This is a genomic window from Camelimonas sp. FR25 (assembly GCF_059740505.1).
In genome coordinates this window covers 74,454-93,566 of sequence record NZ_JCAWFG010000070.1, presented here as the reverse complement: position 1 = coordinate 93,566, position 19,113 = coordinate 74,454, and the positions used below count along the sequence as shown (strand labels likewise).

At 62.8% G+C, this 19,113-nt stretch carries 13 protein-coding genes; 2 read left to right on the top strand and 11 right to left on the bottom strand.

The genetic code is table 11. The features are described from left to right. Nucleotides 1-4,754, bottom strand: a 4,754-nt coding sequence (locus AC6A67_RS08270; RefSeq protein WP_498036075.1) for a beta strand repeat-containing protein, incomplete at its 3' end; no start/stop codon positions are given. Nucleotides 4,755-5,906: 1,152 nt separating this feature from the next. On the opposite strand from AC6A67_RS08270, the gene AC6A67_RS08265 reads away from it, so the two are divergent. Then, nucleotides 5,907-6,281 (top strand): helix-turn-helix domain-containing protein, encoded by a 375-nt coding sequence (locus AC6A67_RS08265; RefSeq protein ID WP_498036074.1) that lies wholly within the window; start codon nucleotides 5,907-5,909, stop codon nucleotides 6,279-6,281. A gap of 616 nt (nucleotides 6,282-6,897) precedes the next feature. Here the strand turns inward: AC6A67_RS08265 and AC6A67_RS08260 are convergent. The 8 genes from AC6A67_RS08260 to AC6A67_RS08225 all read right to left on the bottom strand — a co-directional run bounded on the left by AC6A67_RS08260 (nucleotide 6,898) and on the right by AC6A67_RS08225 (nucleotide 15,817). Continuing rightward, complete coding sequence (locus AC6A67_RS08260) at nucleotides 6,898-7,101, bottom strand: CsbD family protein (protein WP_498036073.1); 204 nt, start codon at nucleotides 7,099-7,101, stop codon at nucleotides 6,898-6,900. Between the two features lie 700 nt (nucleotides 7,102-7,801). Further along, complete coding sequence (locus AC6A67_RS08255) at nucleotides 7,802-8,473, bottom strand: amino acid ABC transporter permease (protein WP_498036072.1); 672 nt, start codon at nucleotides 8,471-8,473, stop codon at nucleotides 7,802-7,804. Further along, a complete protein-coding gene (locus AC6A67_RS08250) occupies nucleotides 8,470-9,258 on the bottom strand; it encodes an amino acid ABC transporter ATP-binding protein (RefSeq protein WP_498036071.1) in 789 nt (262 codons plus the stop codon). Before AC6A67_RS08250 ends, AC6A67_RS08255 begins: the two co-directional genes overlap by 4 nt. Nucleotides 9,259-9,265: 7 nt before the next feature. Continuing rightward, the gene (locus AC6A67_RS08245; protein ID WP_498036070.1) at nucleotides 9,266-9,919 is read right to left on the bottom strand and encodes an amino acid ABC transporter permease; all 654 of its coding nucleotides are present in this window, start codon (nucleotides 9,917-9,919) and stop codon (nucleotides 9,266-9,268) included. Nucleotides 9,920-10,366: 447 nt separating this feature from the next. Beyond that, nucleotides 10,367-11,110: a transporter substrate-binding domain-containing protein gene (locus AC6A67_RS08240; RefSeq protein WP_498036069.1), complete on the bottom strand. Its 744-nt coding sequence runs from the start codon at nucleotides 11,108-11,110 to the stop codon at nucleotides 10,367-10,369. 191 nt (nucleotides 11,111-11,301) lie between these two features. Beyond that, nucleotides 11,302-12,891 (bottom strand): fatty acid--CoA ligase, encoded by a 1,590-nt coding sequence (locus AC6A67_RS08235; RefSeq protein ID WP_498036068.1) that lies wholly within the window; start codon nucleotides 12,889-12,891, stop codon nucleotides 11,302-11,304. 393 nt (nucleotides 12,892-13,284) lie between these two features. Continuing rightward, a complete protein-coding gene (locus AC6A67_RS08230; protein ID WP_498036067.1) occupies nucleotides 13,285-14,493 on the bottom strand; it encodes an ABC transporter substrate-binding protein in 1,209 nt (402 codons plus the stop codon). A 394-nt stretch (nucleotides 14,494-14,887) separates the two neighbouring features. Further along, nucleotides 14,888-15,817 (bottom strand): oxygenase MpaB family protein, encoded by a 930-nt coding sequence (locus AC6A67_RS08225; RefSeq protein ID WP_498036066.1) that lies wholly within the window; start codon nucleotides 15,815-15,817, stop codon nucleotides 14,888-14,890. 81 nt (nucleotides 15,818-15,898) lie between these two features. On the opposite strand from AC6A67_RS08225, the gene AC6A67_RS08220 reads away from it, so the two are divergent. Beyond that, nucleotides 15,899-16,648, top strand: coding sequence for a TetR/AcrR family transcriptional regulator (locus tag AC6A67_RS08220; protein ID WP_498036065.1), 750 nt, complete (start codon nucleotides 15,899-15,901; stop codon nucleotides 16,646-16,648). A 142-nt stretch (nucleotides 16,649-16,790) separates the two neighbouring features. On the opposite strand, the gene AC6A67_RS08215 is transcribed toward AC6A67_RS08220, so the two are convergent. Further along, on the bottom strand, nucleotides 16,791-18,032 hold the full coding sequence (locus AC6A67_RS08215) for an ABC transporter substrate-binding protein (protein ID WP_498036064.1): 1,242 nt from the start codon (nucleotides 18,030-18,032) through the stop codon (nucleotides 16,791-16,793). Nucleotides 18,033-18,322: 290 nt separating this feature from the next. Continuing rightward, a complete protein-coding gene (locus AC6A67_RS08210; protein ID WP_498036063.1) occupies nucleotides 18,323-19,105 on the bottom strand; it encodes an SDR family NAD(P)-dependent oxidoreductase in 783 nt (260 codons plus the stop codon). Nucleotides 19,106-19,113: the final 8 nt, after the last annotated feature.

Sequence of the window (19,113 nt, the reverse complement as noted above, 5' to 3'; positions counted from 1 at the left end):
TCACCGTCGGCATAGGAGCCGACGCCTGCCAGCACGGCGTTCACTGCCCCAACATTCACGGCATAGATGTCGTTCCGGTCGCCCTGGGCCCAACCGGCGATGCCAGCGCCCAGCGAATTGACGACGCCAATGTCCTCATTGGTCAGTTCGACGTGGTTGCGATCGCCATTGACGAAGGCCGCCATGCCAACAAGGGCGCTGTCGATCTGGCCTGCGTTCACCACATCAGCGGTGTTGCGGTTACCGTCGATAAACAGTCCGGCGCCGACGCCTATGGCGTCGATGTGGCCGATATTGTCGACACGCACCCGGTTGCGGTAGCCGTTAACGCCGCCCAGCAGGCCGGCGCCGCCAGCGTTGATCTCGCCGCTATTGGCGACCAGCACGCGGTTGAAGTTGCCTTCTGCGAAGGCGCCTGCGCCAAGCAGACCCGCATTCACCGCGTTGTGGTTCACCACCGCAATACGGTTTCCGGCGCCTTCGCTGTAGACAGCCATGCCGGCCAGCGCCGCATTGACCTCACCATCATTGACCAGCGCGAAGCGATTGCGATCACCCTCCACATGGCCGGCCATGCCAGCGCCAATGGAGTTGACCACGCCCGTATCGGTGTTCAGCGCCACGGTCTCATTGCGGTCGCCATTGACGAACGCCGCCATGCCCAGCACGCCGCTGTCGATGCTCGCCGTGTTGATCACGCGACCCTGGTTGCGATCACCGTCGACGAACAGGCCAGCGCCGATGCCGATGGCGTTGATGTCGCCGTCATTGTCGACCAGCACGCTGTTGCGGTCACCATTGACGCCGCCCAGCAGGCCGGCGCCCCCGGCGTTAATCTCGCCATTGTTGGCCACAACCACGCGGTTGAAATTGCCTTCAGCAAAGGCGCCAGCGCCGAGCAGGCCCGCGCTCACCCTGTCGTTGTTGATCACCGCGATGCGGTTGCTGTCGCCTTCGCTATACGCCGCCATGCCGGCGAGCACCGAGGTGACGTCGCCGTCATTGACCAGCGCAAGCCGGTTGCCGGCGCCATCGACATGGCCAGCCAGGCCAGCGCCGATGGAATTGACGACGCCGAGATCGTCATTGACCACCCGCACGCTGTTGGCGTCGCCATTGACGAAGGCCGCCATGCCAACCACGCCGCTCTCGATCAGGCTGGTGTTGGCGACGCGACCGCTGTTGGCGTCTCCTTCGACATACAGGCCAGCGCCAATACCACCCGCCCGGACCGCGCCATCATTGTCGACGAGGGCCCAATTGCTGTCGCCATTGACGCCGCCAAGCAGGCCTGCGCCGATCGCCTCTACCCCGCCATCATTGACGACGAGCAGCGTATTGAGATCGCCCTCAGCAAAGGCGCCGGCGCCGAGCAGGCCAGCGGTGACCTGACCGTTGTTGGCCACCACGGCGGTATTGTCGTCGCCTTGCACATAGGCTGCGAGGCCAGCCAGCGTGACGGTGACGTCGCCGTCATTGCGCAGACGCAGGTCGTTGCTGTCGCCTGCGACATAGGCCGCCATGCCGGCGCCGATCGAATTGATCTGACCACTGGCTGCGTTGCTGCCGCGAACGACGTTATGGTCGCCGGTAACGAACGCCGCCATACCGACGCCGTCAGCGTCGATCGCGCCGCTATTGCGCAGCGAGACACGATTGGCATCGCCATCGACATAGACGCCCGCGCCGATGCCAAGGGCGTCGATTGTGCCAGAATTGCTGACACGCAGGCGGTTGTTGTCGCCATTGACGCCGCCCGCAAGACCCAGCACGCCGGCGTCAATGTCGCCGCCATTGCGCACACGCAGCCTGTTGTCATCGCCATCGGCAAATGCGCCGACGCCCAGCGCCGTCGCGGTGACGTCGCCATAATTGCCGATGCGGGCGCGATTGCCGTCGCCGTCGATATAGGCGGCCATGCCGACCAGACCCGCGTCGACCGTGCCGGTATTGAACTGAGTGAGGCGATTGTCGTCGCCATTGACGACAGCCACCAGGCCGACGCCATCGGCGTCGACCTGGCCCGTGTTGAACACGCCGAGCGTGTTCTGCTCACCCTGGATGTAACCGGCGACGCCCGTCAGCCCAGCCTCAACCGTGCCAGTGTTGCCGCTGAGAATGATATTGCCATCGCCGACGCCCACGCCAGCAACGCCTGCGCCAAGGCTGTTGACGTCGCCGCCTGCATTGAGCGCCATGGCGATGTTGCCATTTCCCGTCGCGACAGCGACGACGCCGCTCACCTCGGCGTTGATCTCATTCAGATTAATGGCGGCGAGACGGTTGTTATCGCCGTCGCCCACGACCGCAAGTCCCACCAGATCGGCGTTGATCACCCCGGCCGGGCCATTGATGGCCACCGCGTCGTTTCCATCACCAAAGGCAAGACCCGCCACACCGACGACGCCAGCGTTCACCGTGCCGTTGTTGCCAACCAGAAGATCTTTGCCATCGCCCACGGCAAGCGCCGCAACGCCTGCCACATCTGCGTTGACGATACTGTCATTGGTGACAGTGGTCGAATTGTCGTCGCCGATGACAGCGCCGCCAAGACCAACAAGGCTGGCCGAAACCTCCCCCTGATTAACGACGGTGACAGTGTTATCGACGCCAATGGCAATGCCTGCCACGCCGATCAGGCCGGCGTCCACCTTATTGTAGTTTCCAGCTTCGACGGTGTTGCTGTCTCCATAGCCCACCGCGCCGAGACCCAGCACGCCCGCGTTTATCGTGCCAACATTCTGGGCCCGGACGCTCGTGTTATTGTCGCCCACTGCAGCCGCGACCACGCCAGCGATATCCGACGTGACCAAATTGGAATTGAAGACGCTGATCTCATTGCCATCGCCAACAGCAAGCCCGCCGAGGCCGAGCATGCCGGCGTCGATCTCACCGTCATTGATGACGGACAACCCGTTGTCGTCGCCAATCGCCACGCCGATGGCGCCGACAAGATCCGATGTGATCTTGCCGCTGGCGCTGTTGTTAACGGCGACAATATTGCCATCGCCAACCGCCAGGCTGGCGAGGCCAACCAGCCCTGCGTCGATGCTGCCAGCATTGTAAGCGTTGACAGCGTTGTCGCCGACGCTGACCCCTATAACGCCAACGAGATCGGCAGTAACGACCCCATCTACGTTGTTACGGACGCTAATATTGTTGCCATCGCCATAGCCCAGGGCGCCAACGCCGATCGCGCCGGCCGTTACGCCCTTATTGTTGGCCACATTGACGACGTTGAAATCGCCAACTGCAATGGCGCCCAGGCCCAGGCCATCGGCGTCGACCGTACCGCTGTTGCTGACATTGACGCCATTGCCATTGCCGATCGCCGCGCCAATGGTGCCGATGGCGTAATCGGTGATACCGCCTCCGGCGCTATTGACGACCGTGACGTCGTCACCAGAACCAACGCCGTCGCCAATCTTGACGCCAGCGAGGCCGACAAGCGGCGTCGCGCCAGTCAATGACTCAATGGCGCCGGTATTGGTCGCCGAGACGCGGCCATTGCCGACGTTGAGGGCGATGGCGCCGATCAGGTCAGCGTCGATGTCGCCACTGTTGGTGACCGTGGCCGTGCCAGCGCCGATGGTCAGCGCGCCCATGCCGATCAGCGGCGGGTCAATGATGCCCGTGTTGTTCGCCGTTGCATTGCCATCGCCCATAGCGATGGCGCCCAGCGCGATGAAGCCGCCCTGATCGATGCTGATCGTGCCGTTATTGGTGGCCGTCACCGCGCCGCTGGTGGTGAAGCCGATCACGCCAGCCATATTGCTGGTGACTTCGCCTTCATTGGTGACCTTGACCGTGCCATTGTCGCCAATCGAGCCGGCCAGCACGCCAATGCCATTCGTCGCGGTGACATTGCCGCTGGTTGTCACATCAACGGTATTACCGCCGCTGCCGACGCCCAAAGCGATGACGCCGTTGGAGCCGGTGATGTTTCCGGTGAGAGTGACGTCGACTTCAGCGCGGCCTGTCCCGAGCAGCGAGTCCAGATTGTTCAGGTCGACGCCGCCATTCAGCAGGCCGGTGAGATCGCCGATGTTGTCGAGCGACACCGAGGCGCCGATCGCCAGTACGCCGGTGTCATTGCCGGTGATGTCTGCCTCACCGGATACATTTACCTTAGCAACAGGAGAAACAGTGACGCCCCCGCTGACGGCCATGGCGACAATTCCGGAACCCTCGTGCCCGGTTACTGACGAGCCATTTGCAACGACAGTTGCGTCAGAGTTCCCATTGATGCCAACGGCCAGCACGTTGACGCCATTGATCTGACCCTCAACCGTCGCCCCGGCGCGGGTCTCGAGCTTTGCAAAGCCGTCAAACTTGAGAGTATCTGTGAGGCCGCCGCTATAAGACTCAATATTGATGCCGTGGCCAGACTGACCAATAACACTACCACCGGAAACAAGGACATCTGCTTTGACGGCGCTAACGTTGATGCCGTTGTCGCCGCCGATGATTTCAGCGCCAGTGACATCGATGTCCGCGCTCAGCACCGGCACATCTACCGACCCCACGGAGAAGCCGCCCTCGACCTTGATGCCGTCCCCGGATTTACCCCAGATCTTGCCACCCGAGATGTTGGCGTTAGCCTCATCAGAGCCGGCCAGGACAACACCGTTATCCCGCCCAGTTATAAGTGTGCCTCCAGTGCTGATTTCGGCGGTTCCGCCGAGCGCATCGTAGCCCTTGGAAATTATGTGGACGCCATCACCGCCCTGGCCGTCTACCGAGGCGCCGGTCAATTCAACTTTTGCGTCCCCATACAGCGCGTTCGCGAGGATTCCGTGCCCACCTCGACCGACGATATCGGCCCCCGCTGTCGTTTTAACGGTGACGTTCCGTCCGTTCAGGACAATGCCTGCCTTAGCTCCACTCACATCTCCGGAACCCGTATAGGAGGCGTCACCGAGATATCCACTGAGGTTGATAACCGGCACCGTGCCGTAATAGCCGGTAACGTCAACGCCGTTCTGATTGCTCGCATCACTGCTTTCGACTCTAAAGCCATTACTCACGCTGGCGTTGGGACGCAGAAGCGATCCCGTGTTAGCAACGCCCGCCCCGGTGATATTGCCAGTTACAACAACGCCCGAGGTCTTTAATCTATTGGTGAAATTTCGCGTACCGGAGTCTGTAATCCCCGATTTATTCTCTGCGCGGGCGTCAGTGGCTCCACCAACAGCGCCTACCGCAAGCGCCAAACCGATCGCCCCACACAGCGCCGTTCCGCCCATCAACGAGTCGCGTTTTGCCCGGGAGGCTGGCTGCGGGCTGTTGGCCAGCCGCCACTGATCCATCAACGTCAGACCACGCGTTGCGCGCGACATGTCGCCTGAAATAGCCATCTCTTCCCCCCAAAGACCCGCATCTGTGCGCGTGCACACAAAAAATCGCGACCAATTAAACCTTGGCGTAACCGCAACTCTGCTAACGTTGGGGCAGTCACAAAATTAAGAGCGACCTAATTGTCAAAATGCCGATTTTCGATACAGTGATGTCAGACAGTAACGCGCAGGGCACATCAGACCTGACGTAGGCGGGGACACGCAACGTAAACTTCAAATTTCCTGACATTTACGTAGGGTAAATTCCAGCGCGCTCCCGATACGTCATGTTTCAAAAACAAAATCTTCTGACGACAGCCGCAACAGGCGCGACGCGACCCGGCTTCGGGACGGTGAAAATCTTTCTCACCGCTTTTTGATCGCCAGGGCATTTGAATGGGGGGATGAAACGTGCGGGTTGGCTTTGGCGTGTGCTTTGCTGAAAAAAGCGACACGGACCATTGGCTCGAATCAGCCGGCGCTGAGCGGCTTTTCCTGGCCAAATGGCCTGAGGAACAACCGTTTGTTCTGCAGCAGGCGGTCGGATTTCTCCGCCAGGGTGATATATTAATGACACGTTCATTGTCGCGGCTCGGGCCGCGCATGGACGCAATTGTGGCGGCGCTGCACGATATCTCAGCGGCGGGCGCCACCGTTCAGATCGGCGACGACATCGCGCCAGGTTCGCAGCAATCCATGGCCCTGCTGCAGGCCTCGGAGTTGCTGAAACATGTCTCACAGCCCACCGCTTCCCCAAGGCGGGCTCAGGACGAGCGACCCATCGAGGTTGAGCGCAAGGTGCGCGGTCGCCCGGCGGCTTTAACCGAAGCGCAGCGAGAGCGCGTGCTGGCCCTGGTGCGCGACCAGCAGATGTCGACGCGGGTCGTTGCGCAACGCTTCGGCGTGTCGCCGGCCACCATCTATCGCATCATCCAGGCGGGCTGAAACCGTGCAGCAGCTGCGGACATCCGGAGCGCGGCCCGCCTCCGGCCAGGACCTGCGCAAGCCCGGACCGGTCCGGCGAAAGCCCGCCCGTGGCCGAGCTCGTGACGTGTGCGCGCTGCTTGCAGCCAGAGAGGCGCAGTTGGCCGACAGCATGCTGGCGCAATACCAGGATGCGAAGATGCCGACGCCTCCGCATCCTGAAATGCTCAGGCGTCGCACGGGCTTAGCCAGAACCCGACGAGTCACCCTCATCGGATTCTGGTATAACACCGCCGCTCGCCGCGGCGACCAGCCTTCACTGAGGCGGCGGGCCGCCCTGTCGATGAGAGCGCCTGGCCATCGCGGCTATCACGCGATCGTTCGAGCGATCAGACGTCGCTTCCGGCCTGAAGATGGGAAGCTGTACCGATCCTGAGCGACCGGAGCTTTCGCCAATCATGAAACGGCCCCGGACGGCGAAGCCATCCAGGGTTTAGCGTATCATCCAGACGTCGGGAGATCAGACGATGCTCCAGCTTCAGGGGCGGAAGCTAAGCCACGGCTGCGACCAACAGGCGCCTGACCGGCTCCGCACCCAGCGGGCGCGTGACCGCGCAAGACGTTGAAATGAGCCTGCTCACCACTTCTGGTTATTGTACCAGCTGTCGACCTCGCCCTTGACGCGATCCTTCTCCACGCCATAGCGCTCCTGAATCTTGCCTTCGAGCTGGTCGCGTTTGCCGGCGATGACATCGAGATCGTCATCGGTGAGCTTGCCCCATTGCTCCTTGACCTTGCCCTTGAGCTGCTTCCAGTTTCCTTCAACACGGTTCCAGTCCATGACGGGCTCCTTTCCAGATTGTGAGAGTGTGAGATAGGGTGCTGACGCGCGCGGACGCGGGCAAACGCTCATGGCCTTCTCAGCCCCTGTGCCCGGCGCCGCCCGGAGCGGGCGACTGGCTGGCGCGCAATACTGCGTGTCGCCGTTGATATGCCGCTAGGACAGGCAAGCGACAAACACAGCGTCCGTCAGCTAAAAAACCAGATCAGAATGATGATTGGAATAGGTACGCCAATCAGCCAGAGCAAAAGACTTCGTCCCATACAGCGCCTCCCGATGCCATTGACCTTCAATGTCGCCAGTCCACGCGGATCATGCTTTGATCTACGGAAAAACTGTCCAACTGTACGGTAACGCAGCAATCAACGCCCCGGTTCCGCTGCGGGCACAAAGATGCGCGCGCCGCAATTTAAGCCGCGTGCTCGGGACATGGGATTGGAGCAGCAGATCGGGCCGGGCACGCTGGCCAGAACACCTGACCAGAACAGCTGGCAAGAATACCTGGCAAGAAGGCCTGGCAAGAATACCTGGCAAGCATATGTGAGCACACTATGCGACGCGATTTTGGCCCATTGGCTCAGGCGCGGCCTGCGGCGTCGCGGGTCAGGCCTCCTGCGCCGACTGAACGGGCGCCGGTTTGCAATCAGGCGAAATGCCGATGCAAATCCTGATGGGATGGCGCCCTATCGCCACCCATCACTCAGGCGGCGCGGCGCACGCCAGGCAACACATAGCGCCGCTCGACCTGCCGGGCGATCACGACCACCACCGACACCAGCAGCAGATAGACCGCGCCGGCGATCAGATAAGCGTCGAGGAAGCGGAAGCTGCGCACCGCCAGATCCTGCATCTGGGCGAAAAACTCCACATACTGGATCAGGAAGGCGATGGAGGTGTCCTTGATATTGAGGATCATCTGGTTGGTCAGCGCCGGCACCGACAGGCGCATGGTCTGCGGCAGGATCAGCAGCCGGAACACCTGGAAGCTGCTGAAGCCCTGGGCGCGCGCCGCCTGCAGCTCATCCGGATCAAGGCCGCGATAGGCCGTCATCAGATAACGCGCGTTATAGGCGGCGACGTTCATGGTGAAGCCGATCACCGCAACCACGAAGGGCGACAGCTTTATGCCCCATTGCGGCAGGCCATAATACATCAGGAACAACAGCACGATCAGCGGCGTACCGATGAAGAACGACACATAAGCGTCGGTAAGCCAGCGCTGCAGCCTGCCGCCGGTGATGCTGAGATAAAACACCAGCACGCCGCCAACCAGGCCGGTGACGCTGATGGTCGCCGCCAGCAACAGCGTGCGGCCAAGCGCCGTCATCACCTGCGGCCAGTATTCCAGCATCAGGGCGAGGAATGACATCATGCCGGCGCCGCCACATCATTGAGCACGTCGTCGCCCAGCTGTGGCGCACGGGCCTGGCGCTCCTCCTGATGGAAGAAGGCCTGGATGCGCGGGTCGGCATTGGGGCCGAACAGCTCGTCAACCTCGCCTTCGGCGTGGATGCGCCCCTGGTCAAGGAACACAACCCGCCCGCCGGCCCGCCGCGCCAGATACAGATCGTGGGTGACGCACAGCATCGACACGCGATCATCGCGCAGCTGGTGCAGGATATTGACCACTTCGCGCGACATCAGCGGATCGAGCGCCGAGGTCGGCTCATCGAAAAACAGCACCGCCGGGTCCATGGCCAGCGCCCGCGCGATGGCGATGCGCTGCTTCTGCCCGCCAGACAGCTGCGCCGGATATTTGCCCTCATGGGCGCCCATGTCCATGCGCTGCAACTCGCGTCGCGCCCGGGCGTCCGCCGCAGCGGCGGCCATTCCCTTGAGATGCCGCAGGGCCAGTGTGATGTTCTCCAGCGCGGTGAGATGGCGGTAGAGCGCAAAGTTCTGGAAGACGAAGCCGATGCGTTGGCGCAGGGCCCGCTCGTCGACGTCGCGGGCCAGGATATCCCGGCCCTCGAACATCGCCTGGCCGCCGCTCGCCTTCTCCAGCCGGTTGAGGCAGCGCAACAGCGTGGATTTGCCGGAGCCGGACGGCCCCATGATCACCTTCAGCTCACCCGCCGCCAGATCAAAGCTGACGCCGTCGAGCACGGTGCGGCCGTCATAGGTCATCTTAAGGTCACGGACCGACAGGAGAGTCATCTCGTCCTCACTGTGCGGTCAGGCCCGGGATCCGGCCGCGCTTCTCCAGCGCCCAGATCCCGGCGACCAGGATGCGGTAGATCAGGAAATACAGAATGCCGACGCAGATATAAATTTCCACGCCGCGCAAAGTGGTGGCCGACAGGGCCATCGCCTCCTTCATCACATCGGGGATCCCGACCGTGTAGGCGAAGGGCGAATATTTCAGCACGCTGGTGAATTCATTGATCATGCCGGGCACGGCGAACCGCAGCATCTGTGGCAGCTCGATCAGGCGCATGATCTGGAAGCGGGAAAAGCCCATGGCTTCCGCCGCCTGTATCTCGCTTTCATTGATCGAGTCAAAGGCGCCGCGGAACACTTCGGCCAGATAGGCGCCGGCGATCACCCCGAGGCTGAGCATCATCGCCAGCATCGGCGGCGCCCTGAAACCGATGTTCGGCAGGCCGAAGAACACGATGAACAGCAACACCAGCACCGGCACGGCGCGGAACACAAAGGTGAAGGCGTCGAGCACGGGCGTCAGCAGCCGCCCGCCAAGCCGGCGCAACATGGCGACCGTGAGCCCGATGACCACGCCGGTCAGGCTGCACACCACCGTGACCAGCGCCGTGTAACCGACGCCGCCCGCGAGCTGCGCGAGGATTTCGAGAAAACTCATACGGTCTCCAGCGCCAGCCAGCGCAATGCAGGCCGCCCGACTCAGGTCATGCTGCGGCATCCTGACAGCGCAACCCCTTGCGCCGCAAGCCTGTCAAGGCGCGACGGCCCGGCCTACAGCGCCGCCGGCCTCCCCGACCCGGTCTTTCGATGCCGGACAAAAACTGACGCCGCCTCATGGGAGGTGGCGCTCTTGCCCAAGCAAAATCCGGTCACTGCAGCGAGCGGAAGGCTAATACCAGAACCTGATGAGCGTGACTCATCGGGTTCTGGCTAAGCCCGTGCGGCGCCTGAGCATTTCAGGATGCGGATGCGTCAGCAACTTCGCATCCTGGAATAACGAATTCACACATGGACCATCAGAGCGCCTCGAGAGCCGGAGCGACCGTGCCGACGCGCATCACGCCAGGGTGCGTCCCTGGCCAGGCGAACCTCGGCGCCCGCCCGGTTACTTCATCCATTTATCGATCAGCGCCTGCTTGTCGGCGGGCTTCAGCTCAGTGGTGAGGTATTTGTCGACATCCTCACGCAGTTTGCTGCCCTTGGGAAAGGCAAAGCCGAAGCGGTCAAAACCGGTGAAGACATAGCTGTCCTGGATTGGCAGCGTCTTGCGATACACCGAGGCGACCGTCCCATCGAGGAAAGCGAGATCCAGGTTGCCGTTCTGCAGATCGGCGAGCACTTCATTATAAGAGGGATACAGCTTGACCTGGTCGAGCTTGTACAGCCCCTTCGATTCAAGATCGTTCTTGATGAAATCGCTGTAGGCCATGCCGCGCGGATAGCCGATGCTGTATTTTTTCAGATCGTCCAGCTTGTCGAGCTTGATGTTACGGCTTTTCAGGCTGACGAGATTCCAGCTGTTGTCCATGTAAGGGACAGAGAAATCCATCACTTCCTTACGCTTGTCAGTGATGGAGATGCCGGAAAACGCCACATCGGCCTGGCCGCTGACCACGGCGCCGAGCATACCCTGCCAGTCGTAGGGAACCAGCTTGATGGTGCAGCCACGCGCCTTGCAATAGCCCTCCATCAGCTCAAGGTCGAGACCAACGGTCTTGCCCTTGTCATCATAGAGATTGGGCGGGGAAGCAGGCGTAACCGCCGCCTTGATCTCTTTTTTGTTGTCGGACGGCGAGCAGGCGGCCAGGGCGACCAGACAAACACCGGCAATGGCAGTTAACACGCGCATTTATACTTCGCCTTCCCGCCTTTGGCGCCACATCGCTCAAGATCAGGAATCGTAACACCCGCCGCCGGTTGCGACAAGCGATTGCCATACAACGACATTCACAGCTTGTCCGTGACGACGCCCCGGCGATGGCCGCATCCACCCCCAATGGAGGCAGCCAATGCCGGGGCGCCCGGGTCCGGTTAGCGCCGTCAGTTGATCTGTCGGCTGTAACCGGCCCAATAGGGTTCGCGCAGCGTGCGGCGCAAAATCTTGCCCGACGCATTGCGCGGCAGCATGTCGATGAAATCGATGGATTTCGGCGCCTTGAACGCGGCGATGCGGGTGCGCACGAAGGCCACCAGCTCTTCCTCGGTGACAGACTGGCCTGGCCGCAGCGCCACCACCGCCTTGACCTCCTCGCCCCATTTTTCCGACGGGATGCCGATAACCGCCGCCTCGCCCACGGCCGGGTGGCTGGAGATGGCGTTCTCGACCTCAGCCGGGTAGATGTTCTCACCGCCGGAGATGATCATGTCCTTCATGCGGTCGTGGACATAAAGATAGCCGTCGGCGTCCATATAGCCGGCGTCGCCGGAGCGGAACCAGCCGCCGCCAGGCATCGCCGCCGCCGTCGCCTCGGCCAGATTGTAATAGCCCACCATATTGGACGGAGATTTGATGGCGATCTCGCCGATCTCACCAACCGGCAGCGGCTTGCCCTCATCATCAAGGATGGCGATCTCCACCCCCGGCAGCGGCTTGCCGGCCGAGCGCATGCGCGGCGTCTCCTCCATGGTGTGATCTTCCGGCGGCAGCACGGTGACGGTGCCCGTGGTCTCGGTCAGGCCATAGGCCTGGACGAAGCCGCATTTGAACACCTCCATGCACTCCATCAGCAGCGCATGGGGGATCGGGCTGGCGCCGTAAGAGATGGTGCGCAGGCGGCTGTAATCGATCTGGCGGGCGCGCGGCTGGCGCACCACGAATTGCAGCGCCGCCGGCACCATGAAGAACTTGTTGACGCCCTCATGTTCGATCAGATCCAGCACCTGCATCGGATCGAATTCGCGGGTGATCACCGCTTTGACGCCATAATACAGCACCCAGATGCCGAAGCCGGTGCCGCCAATATGGCCGTTCGGCATGGCGATCAGGCCGATGTCGTCCTCATACCAATGCATCCACTCGTCTTCAGCATCATCCTGAAGCTGGCGCATGACGAGGAAATTGTCGTGGGTCAGCATGGCGCCCTTGGGCCGGCCTGTGGTGCCCGAGGTGTAGAGCTGCAGAAATGGCTCGTGCGAAGCGGATTCGCGCGCGGGATCGCTATCGGGCTGGGCGTCGCGCAGCGTCGCCAGATCGGGCCACTCCGGATTGCCGCCTTCCATGGCGATGACCTGCTGCAGGGCTGGCGTATCCGCCTTCACCTGCTTCGCCAGATCAATGAATTCAGGGCCGACGAATAGCAGTTTGGCGCCCGAATCCTGAACGATATAGGCGACCTCGGGCGGCGCCAGACGCCAGACAATCGGCACGAGGATGACGCCGGCCTTCATGCAGGCGAACACCAGCTCGAAATACAGGTCCGAGTTCTTGCCGACATGCGCCACCCGATCGCCCGGCTGCAGACCAGCCGCAATGATGGCGTTGGCCATCTGGTTGACGTGGCGCTCCCGTTCGGCGTGGGTGGTCAGCCGCCCCTCGAAGGCAGTGGCGATCTGGTCGCCCTGGCGCTGCGCATGGATGCGCGGAATGTCGGCCAGCGTCTTCAGTCCCGTGTCGAGCTTGATGTTCTGCATCTTGTTCCTCTTGTTCCCTGGCCGTCCCTGTGTCTGACCGCGACACGGCCACCTGGAAGCTTCGCCCCCAGGCCCCGGAAACGCCCCGCTCCCCATGGCGGGCCGTTGTTGCTGTCCCCTGCCGACGCTCTGGCGGCGCAAGCGGTGATATGCGTGCGGGCGGCATGGCCGCTACTGGCCTCATCAAGGCGCGCGCCGCCCATTAGCCTGCGCCGGACTGTGGTCCGGCAAAGCCGCAAGCGCAGCAGCGGGCCAGGCGGTCCGCTGCTGCAATGTCAGGCGTCAACCCAGGACCCGACGCGCATGAGGCGCCGGGTTCTGGTCAAACCCTCGCAGGGCCTGAGCATTTCAGGATGCGGATGCGTCAGCCTCTGCGCATCCTGGCGTCAGGCCTCAGTTGCGGGCGCTGATCACGCCGCCGACTGGCTCCCAATCGTCGCCCTGGAAGCGCATCAGCTGCAATTCGCGGATCGGCGCGAAATTGTCAGGATTGTTGCTGTACTTCACGCCAGGGCGCAGGCCAGGCACCTTCACATCCTTCAGATTGGTGGCGATCTTCATGATGTTTTCGCGGGTGAGATTGTCGCCAGCCTCGCGCAGCACATGCGCCATGACATGCGACAGCATATACATGGTGAAGCCGATCTCATTGGTGATGTCTTCATTCGGCAGATACTTGGCCATGAACGCCTTGTAGGCGACCACGTCCGGATCATTGGCCCACTTCGGGCTGGTGATCTGCTTCATGCCGATGGCGGTCATCAACCCCTGGACGTTCTGCAGTCCGGCGGCGTTAAGATAGACGCGGCCAGCCGAGGGGCTGCAGATGAAGTGCATCGGCTTCCAGCCGATCTCGGCCATCTTCTTCAGCGACTGCGACGTGGCCTTGCCCAACGTCACATTGAAGAACACGTCGGCGCCCGAATCCTTGGCGGCCAGAATCTGGCTGTCGATGGTCGGATCGGCGAGCTCATAGGTGAGCTCCTTGACGATCATCTTGTCGGCCTTGTCGCCAAGACCTTTTTTGAAGCCGTGCAAATAGTCCTTGCCGAAGTCGTCGTTCAGATACAGCACGACAATCTTGGCGTCCGGCTTCTCCTTCGCCAGATATTTGCCGTAGATCGTCGCCTCGTCGACATAGCTGATCGAGCTGGGCGTGGTCCAGGGGAAGGCCTTGGGCTGATTGAACTTGGCGGCGCCGGTCGACACCATCAGCTGCGGAATCTTCTTCTGGTTGAGATAGCGATGAACCGAGGTCTGCGCCGCGGTGCCGACGCTGGCGAAGGTGGCCAGCACGCCGTCGCCTTCGACCAGCTTGCGGGTCTGCTCAACCGTCTTGGGCGGCGAGAAGGCGTCATCGAGCGAGATGAAATTGATCTTGCGGCCGTTGATGCCGCCCTGCTCTTCGTTGAGCATGCGGAAATAGGCTGCCTCGACCCGGCCCTGGATGCCATGGGCCGACAGCGGCCCGCTATAGGGCACGGTGTTGCCGATCTTGATTTCGGTGTCGCTGGCGCCCTGATCGTATTTTTTCTCTGCATGCGCCGCGCCGGCGGCGAGCATAAGTGAAACTGCCGCAACCGCGGCTCCGAACATCTTCATGACGCTTAACCTCCCAACCCCTTGCGGGCGGCCCTTCTGGGCCTTGTTTTGCAATCGTCTCGCTTCCGCACTCTCCACAACGCGCGCTCCCTTTGGGTCGCGCCGCTTCTCCGCCCGGGCGTCGCCACGGGCAGAGTTCCCTTCACCTGCAGGCGCCAGCGAAGTGCTTGCGCCGCCATGCCCCGGCCCTCGCCAAGGGACATCTGTCGGAGCATGCCCGCAAACCTGGCGCGCGCATGCTCAATTCTTCGCGCCAGCGTCCGCCGCAACGCGGACACTCATACCAGGATGCGAAGATGCTGACGCATCCGCATCCTGGATTGCTCAGACGCCGCACGGGCTTGACCAAAGTGCGATGAGTCGTGCTCACCGCACTTTGGTATAACCGGGCGCGTCAGGCGACTGGCGCCGTCTGCGCCCCGGCGCGACGGGCGAGGATCGCCGCCTGGCGCTGCGGCGACAGCCACGAAAACTCCCCTGGCAGCCCCTGGCGCTCCGCCGCCTGCCACGCCGGCGAGGCGCGGCTGCGGCGCACGTCGATCAGCCGGCCTGCGGCGGACAGCGCCAGCCGCTGCGCCAGCGTCAGATCCCACTCCGGCCCCAGTTGCAGCCGCTCGCGCACCACGGGCGGCAGCAGCGACACGGCGGCGTTGGCGAGGCCGCGGTGCAGCATCTTTGGCACCGAGGGCGCCGCCTCGCCGGAGCGGATGATGTTGAGGAACTCCAGCACGATCGGATGCGGCTCGAAGCGCGGCAGCAAGTCCGCCAGCATGCGGTCAAAATCCGCCGGCTCCCGCAGCACATTGACCACGCCATATAGGCGCGCCACCACCTCGCCATCCTGATAGAACGACCGTTGCTCCTGTGGCGTCAGCGGCCGGACGAAGCGGTGATAGGCGTTAAGAAAGCCATAGGCCGCCGTGGCGTGCACCCAGTCGAGCAGATGCGGATCGAGCGCCGTGTAGTGTTCGCCCGAGGGTGTTTCGCCCTGCACCCTGGCGTGCATGCGGGTGACGCCGGCGATCAGCGCCCGGGCCTGCTGCTCGGCCCCGAACACTCCGACCAGCGCCGCCGTGCCGGTGCGCCTGGACCGGCCGATCGGATCATATTTGTAGACGCTGTGGTCCCAGACGCCGCTGCGGATGCGGGCGTCGGCGAATTCCAGCAGCACCGCGCAGACGCCGCCAACCCCGAGCGCGATCGGGTTACGGAACACCCGCCATTGCACGGAATCGGGCCGCACCAGCGAAGGCGCGCCCGCTGGCTGGGTAAAATCTGCATTGATGGGCCTTGCCTTTTGCGCGCCCCGTGCTTGTGTGTCCATCAATCACACTTGGCCTATCATCTGATAGGGCTATGCTAGATGCATCCGCGCAGCAACTCAACGGGCGAAATAACATATTAAATGACGCGCAACGCTGACAGCCCAGACCCGGCCCCCGCTTCCGCAGCTGACGCCCGTGCGGGCCATGCGCCTGCCGGGCAGGCCCCGGAGGCCCTGAACGCCGAGTCCACGCGTATGCGGATTCTGGCGGCGGGCATGCGCTGTTTCGCCAGCAAGGGTTATGGCGGCGCCACCACGCGGATGATCGCCAGCGCCGCCGGCTGCACCCTGCCGGTGATCGCCTATCACTTCGGCAACAAGCAGGGGCTGTATCAGGCGTGCGCCGGCGAGGTGCTCGGGCGCTATCGCCAGCACATGCTGGAGCTGGCCACCGACGCCTGGACATCCGCCAGTCGCGGCACGCTGCCGCCGGACAAGGCGCGCGAGCTGCTGGACCGCGTGCTCGACGGCCTTGTCGATACGCTGGGCTCCGAAGAAGAAGAGCGACTGCACACCGGCTTCATCATGCGCGAGCTGAGCGAGCCCGGGCCGGCCTATGATTTTCTGCTCAAGGAATTGTGGAAACCAGGCTCGCTGCTGGTGGCTGATCTTCTGGCGATTTCCGCCGGCCACGCCGGGGCGCGCCCCGAGGACAAGGCGGCGGCGATGATGCTGATCTCCTCGCTCACCGCCTTCAGCAGCCAGGCGATGATCTCGCTGCCAATCATGAAATGGCCGCAGCTCGATGAGGCGCATCGCGCCATGCTCAAGGGCATCCTGCGCCAGATGGTCAGCGGCCTGCTCGACGCCAGCGTAGCGGGCGAAGCCTGACGCCAGAACCCGGGCGGCGCCTGAGCCTGCCAGCGCGCGGAAGCTGCGGCATCGTCACGGCCAGGTCAGAACGACGACGGCGCCGGCGACCCTGTCCAGGTCTCCGGCGCCGCTGATGGCGTCAATGCGTGGCGACGTCGGCTCAGTTCGGGCCGATCACCTCGCCAACGCCTTCCCAATTGGCGCCCTTGAAGCGCAGGATCTGCATCTTCTTGATCGGGGCGTGATCGGTGGCCGAGGTGTTCATGACGATGCCGGGCATGAAGCCCTTGACCCGGACGTCCTTGAGGCTCTGGGCCTGGCGCATGATGTTCTCACGCGTCAGATTGTCTCCCGCCATCTCCAGCACCTTCTGCATGGCCTGGGCGACCATATAGCCATAGACATGGCCAGTATTGCTCATGTCTGCGCCGGGCATGTATTTCTCCATGAAGGCGCGCCAGGCCTTGATGTCGTCACTGTCTTTCCAGGCGGCGTCGTCGGGGTTCATCATGTAGGATGAGGTGATGATGCCCTGGGAGTTTTCCAGACCAGCCGGCTTCATCACCATGGAGGCCGAGGCGCTGGCGGTCGCCACCACATGCAGCGGCTTCCAGTTGAGCGAACCCATCTTGCGGATGGTCTGCGCCGCAAACTTCGGCGTCGAGAAGCTGAACAGCGTGTCGGCGCCAGTCGACATCAGCTTCAGCACCTGGGAATCGACGGTCGGCTCGGAGACATCGTACGGAATTTCAGCGATGACAAATTTCTTGTAATCCGGACCGAACGCCGCCTTGACGCCTTCCAGGTAATCCTTGCCGAAATCGTCATTCTGATAAAGAATTCCGATCTTGGCGTCCGGCTTTTCCTTGCGGATGTAGGCAACATAGACCGCAGCCTCATCGCGGGTATTGGGCTGGAAGCCCATGGTCCACGGATAGGTCTTGGGATCATTGAAGCGCGAGGCGCCGGTCGCCACGAACAGCTGCGGAATCTTCTTGCCGTTCAGATAGCGCTGGATGGCGGCATTGGCCGGGCTGCCGAAGGTGTTGAAGATGGCGAGGACTTCGTCCTGCTCCACCAGCTTGCGGGTCTGTTCCACCGCCTTGGGCGGGCTGTAACCGTCGTCATAGCTGATCAGATTGACCTTGCGGCCATTGATGCCGCCCTGATCATTGACCATGCGGAAATAAGCGGAGCTGGTCTGGCCAAGCACGCCGAACGACGAAGCGGGTCCGCTGTAGGGATACGTATTGCCGATCTTGATCTCGGTATCAGATGCGCCGGGATCATATTTTTTCTCCGCCGCCGCGGCGAAATTGGCGCCGGCAAGGCTGGTTGCGCCAAGGGCGGCTGCGGCGAGCGCCGCCATCATGGTGCGGCGGGTGAGGCGTGTCAGGGTCATGTTTCCTCCGGAAGACCTTGTCGTTATTGCGCCGCCAAGCGCACCGGGCTCTTTCCGGCCTCCGGCGCATGGCGGATGGATGTCACTCCCTTGAAGCCACGGGGACGCTGACGCGCCCGCGACCTCAAGGGCTCATACCAGGATGCGAAGATGCTGACGCATCCGCATCCTTAAATGCTCAGGCGCCGCTCGGGCTTAGCCAGAACCCGATGAGTGAAGCTCATCGGGTTCTGGTATCAGGCGCCGCGCATGCCGGAGCAGGGTCCGGTGACGCGCGCCATGCTGTGGCGTCAGGCGTTGCGCGCCATCAGGCCGCCGTCCACCGGGGTGACGGTGCCGGTGAGGAATGAGGCGGCTGGCAGGCACAGGCTCAGCGTCATGTGCGCCACTTCTTCCGGCTTGCCATAGCGGCGCATGGCGGTGCGGATGCGGGCGTATTTCTGCTTGTCGGCGTCCGGAATGTCGGCGGTCATGCCAGTCTCGATCGGGCCAGGGCAGATGCAATTGACGGTGATGGCCTCGCGGCCCAGCTCCACGGCCAGCGAGCGGGTCAGCCCGGCGACGCCGGCCTTGGCGGCGGAATAGGCGCTGTGCCCGGCCGATGCGCCCAACGCTTCGGTCGAGGCGATCAGCACGATGCGGGCCGCGTCCGACTTGCGTAGATGCGGCAGCGAGGCCCGCACCAGGCGCTGCTGCGCCGTGAGCAGAATGGCGATGCCCTGGGCCCAGCGGGCGTCATAATTGTCGGAATCAATCGGCTCATACACCGAGATGCCGGCATTGCCGACAATGGCGTCGAGCTGGCCGAAGTCGGCCGCCACCTGGTCCACCACCGTACGGATGGCCTCGGCGTCGGCCATATCGAGCGTATAGGCCTTTGCGTCGCCGCCATTGGCGCGAATGCCAGCGACGACAGCTTCCACATCATCACCGCGGATGTCGGTGAGCGCCACGCGCGCGCCTTCATCAGCAAAGACGCGGGCTGTGGCGGCGCCCATGCCGCTGGCGGCCCCGGTGACGATGACGACGCGGCCGCGCACCGAGCGGCTCAGCTTGATATAATCCTGGCTCATTGGCGCAT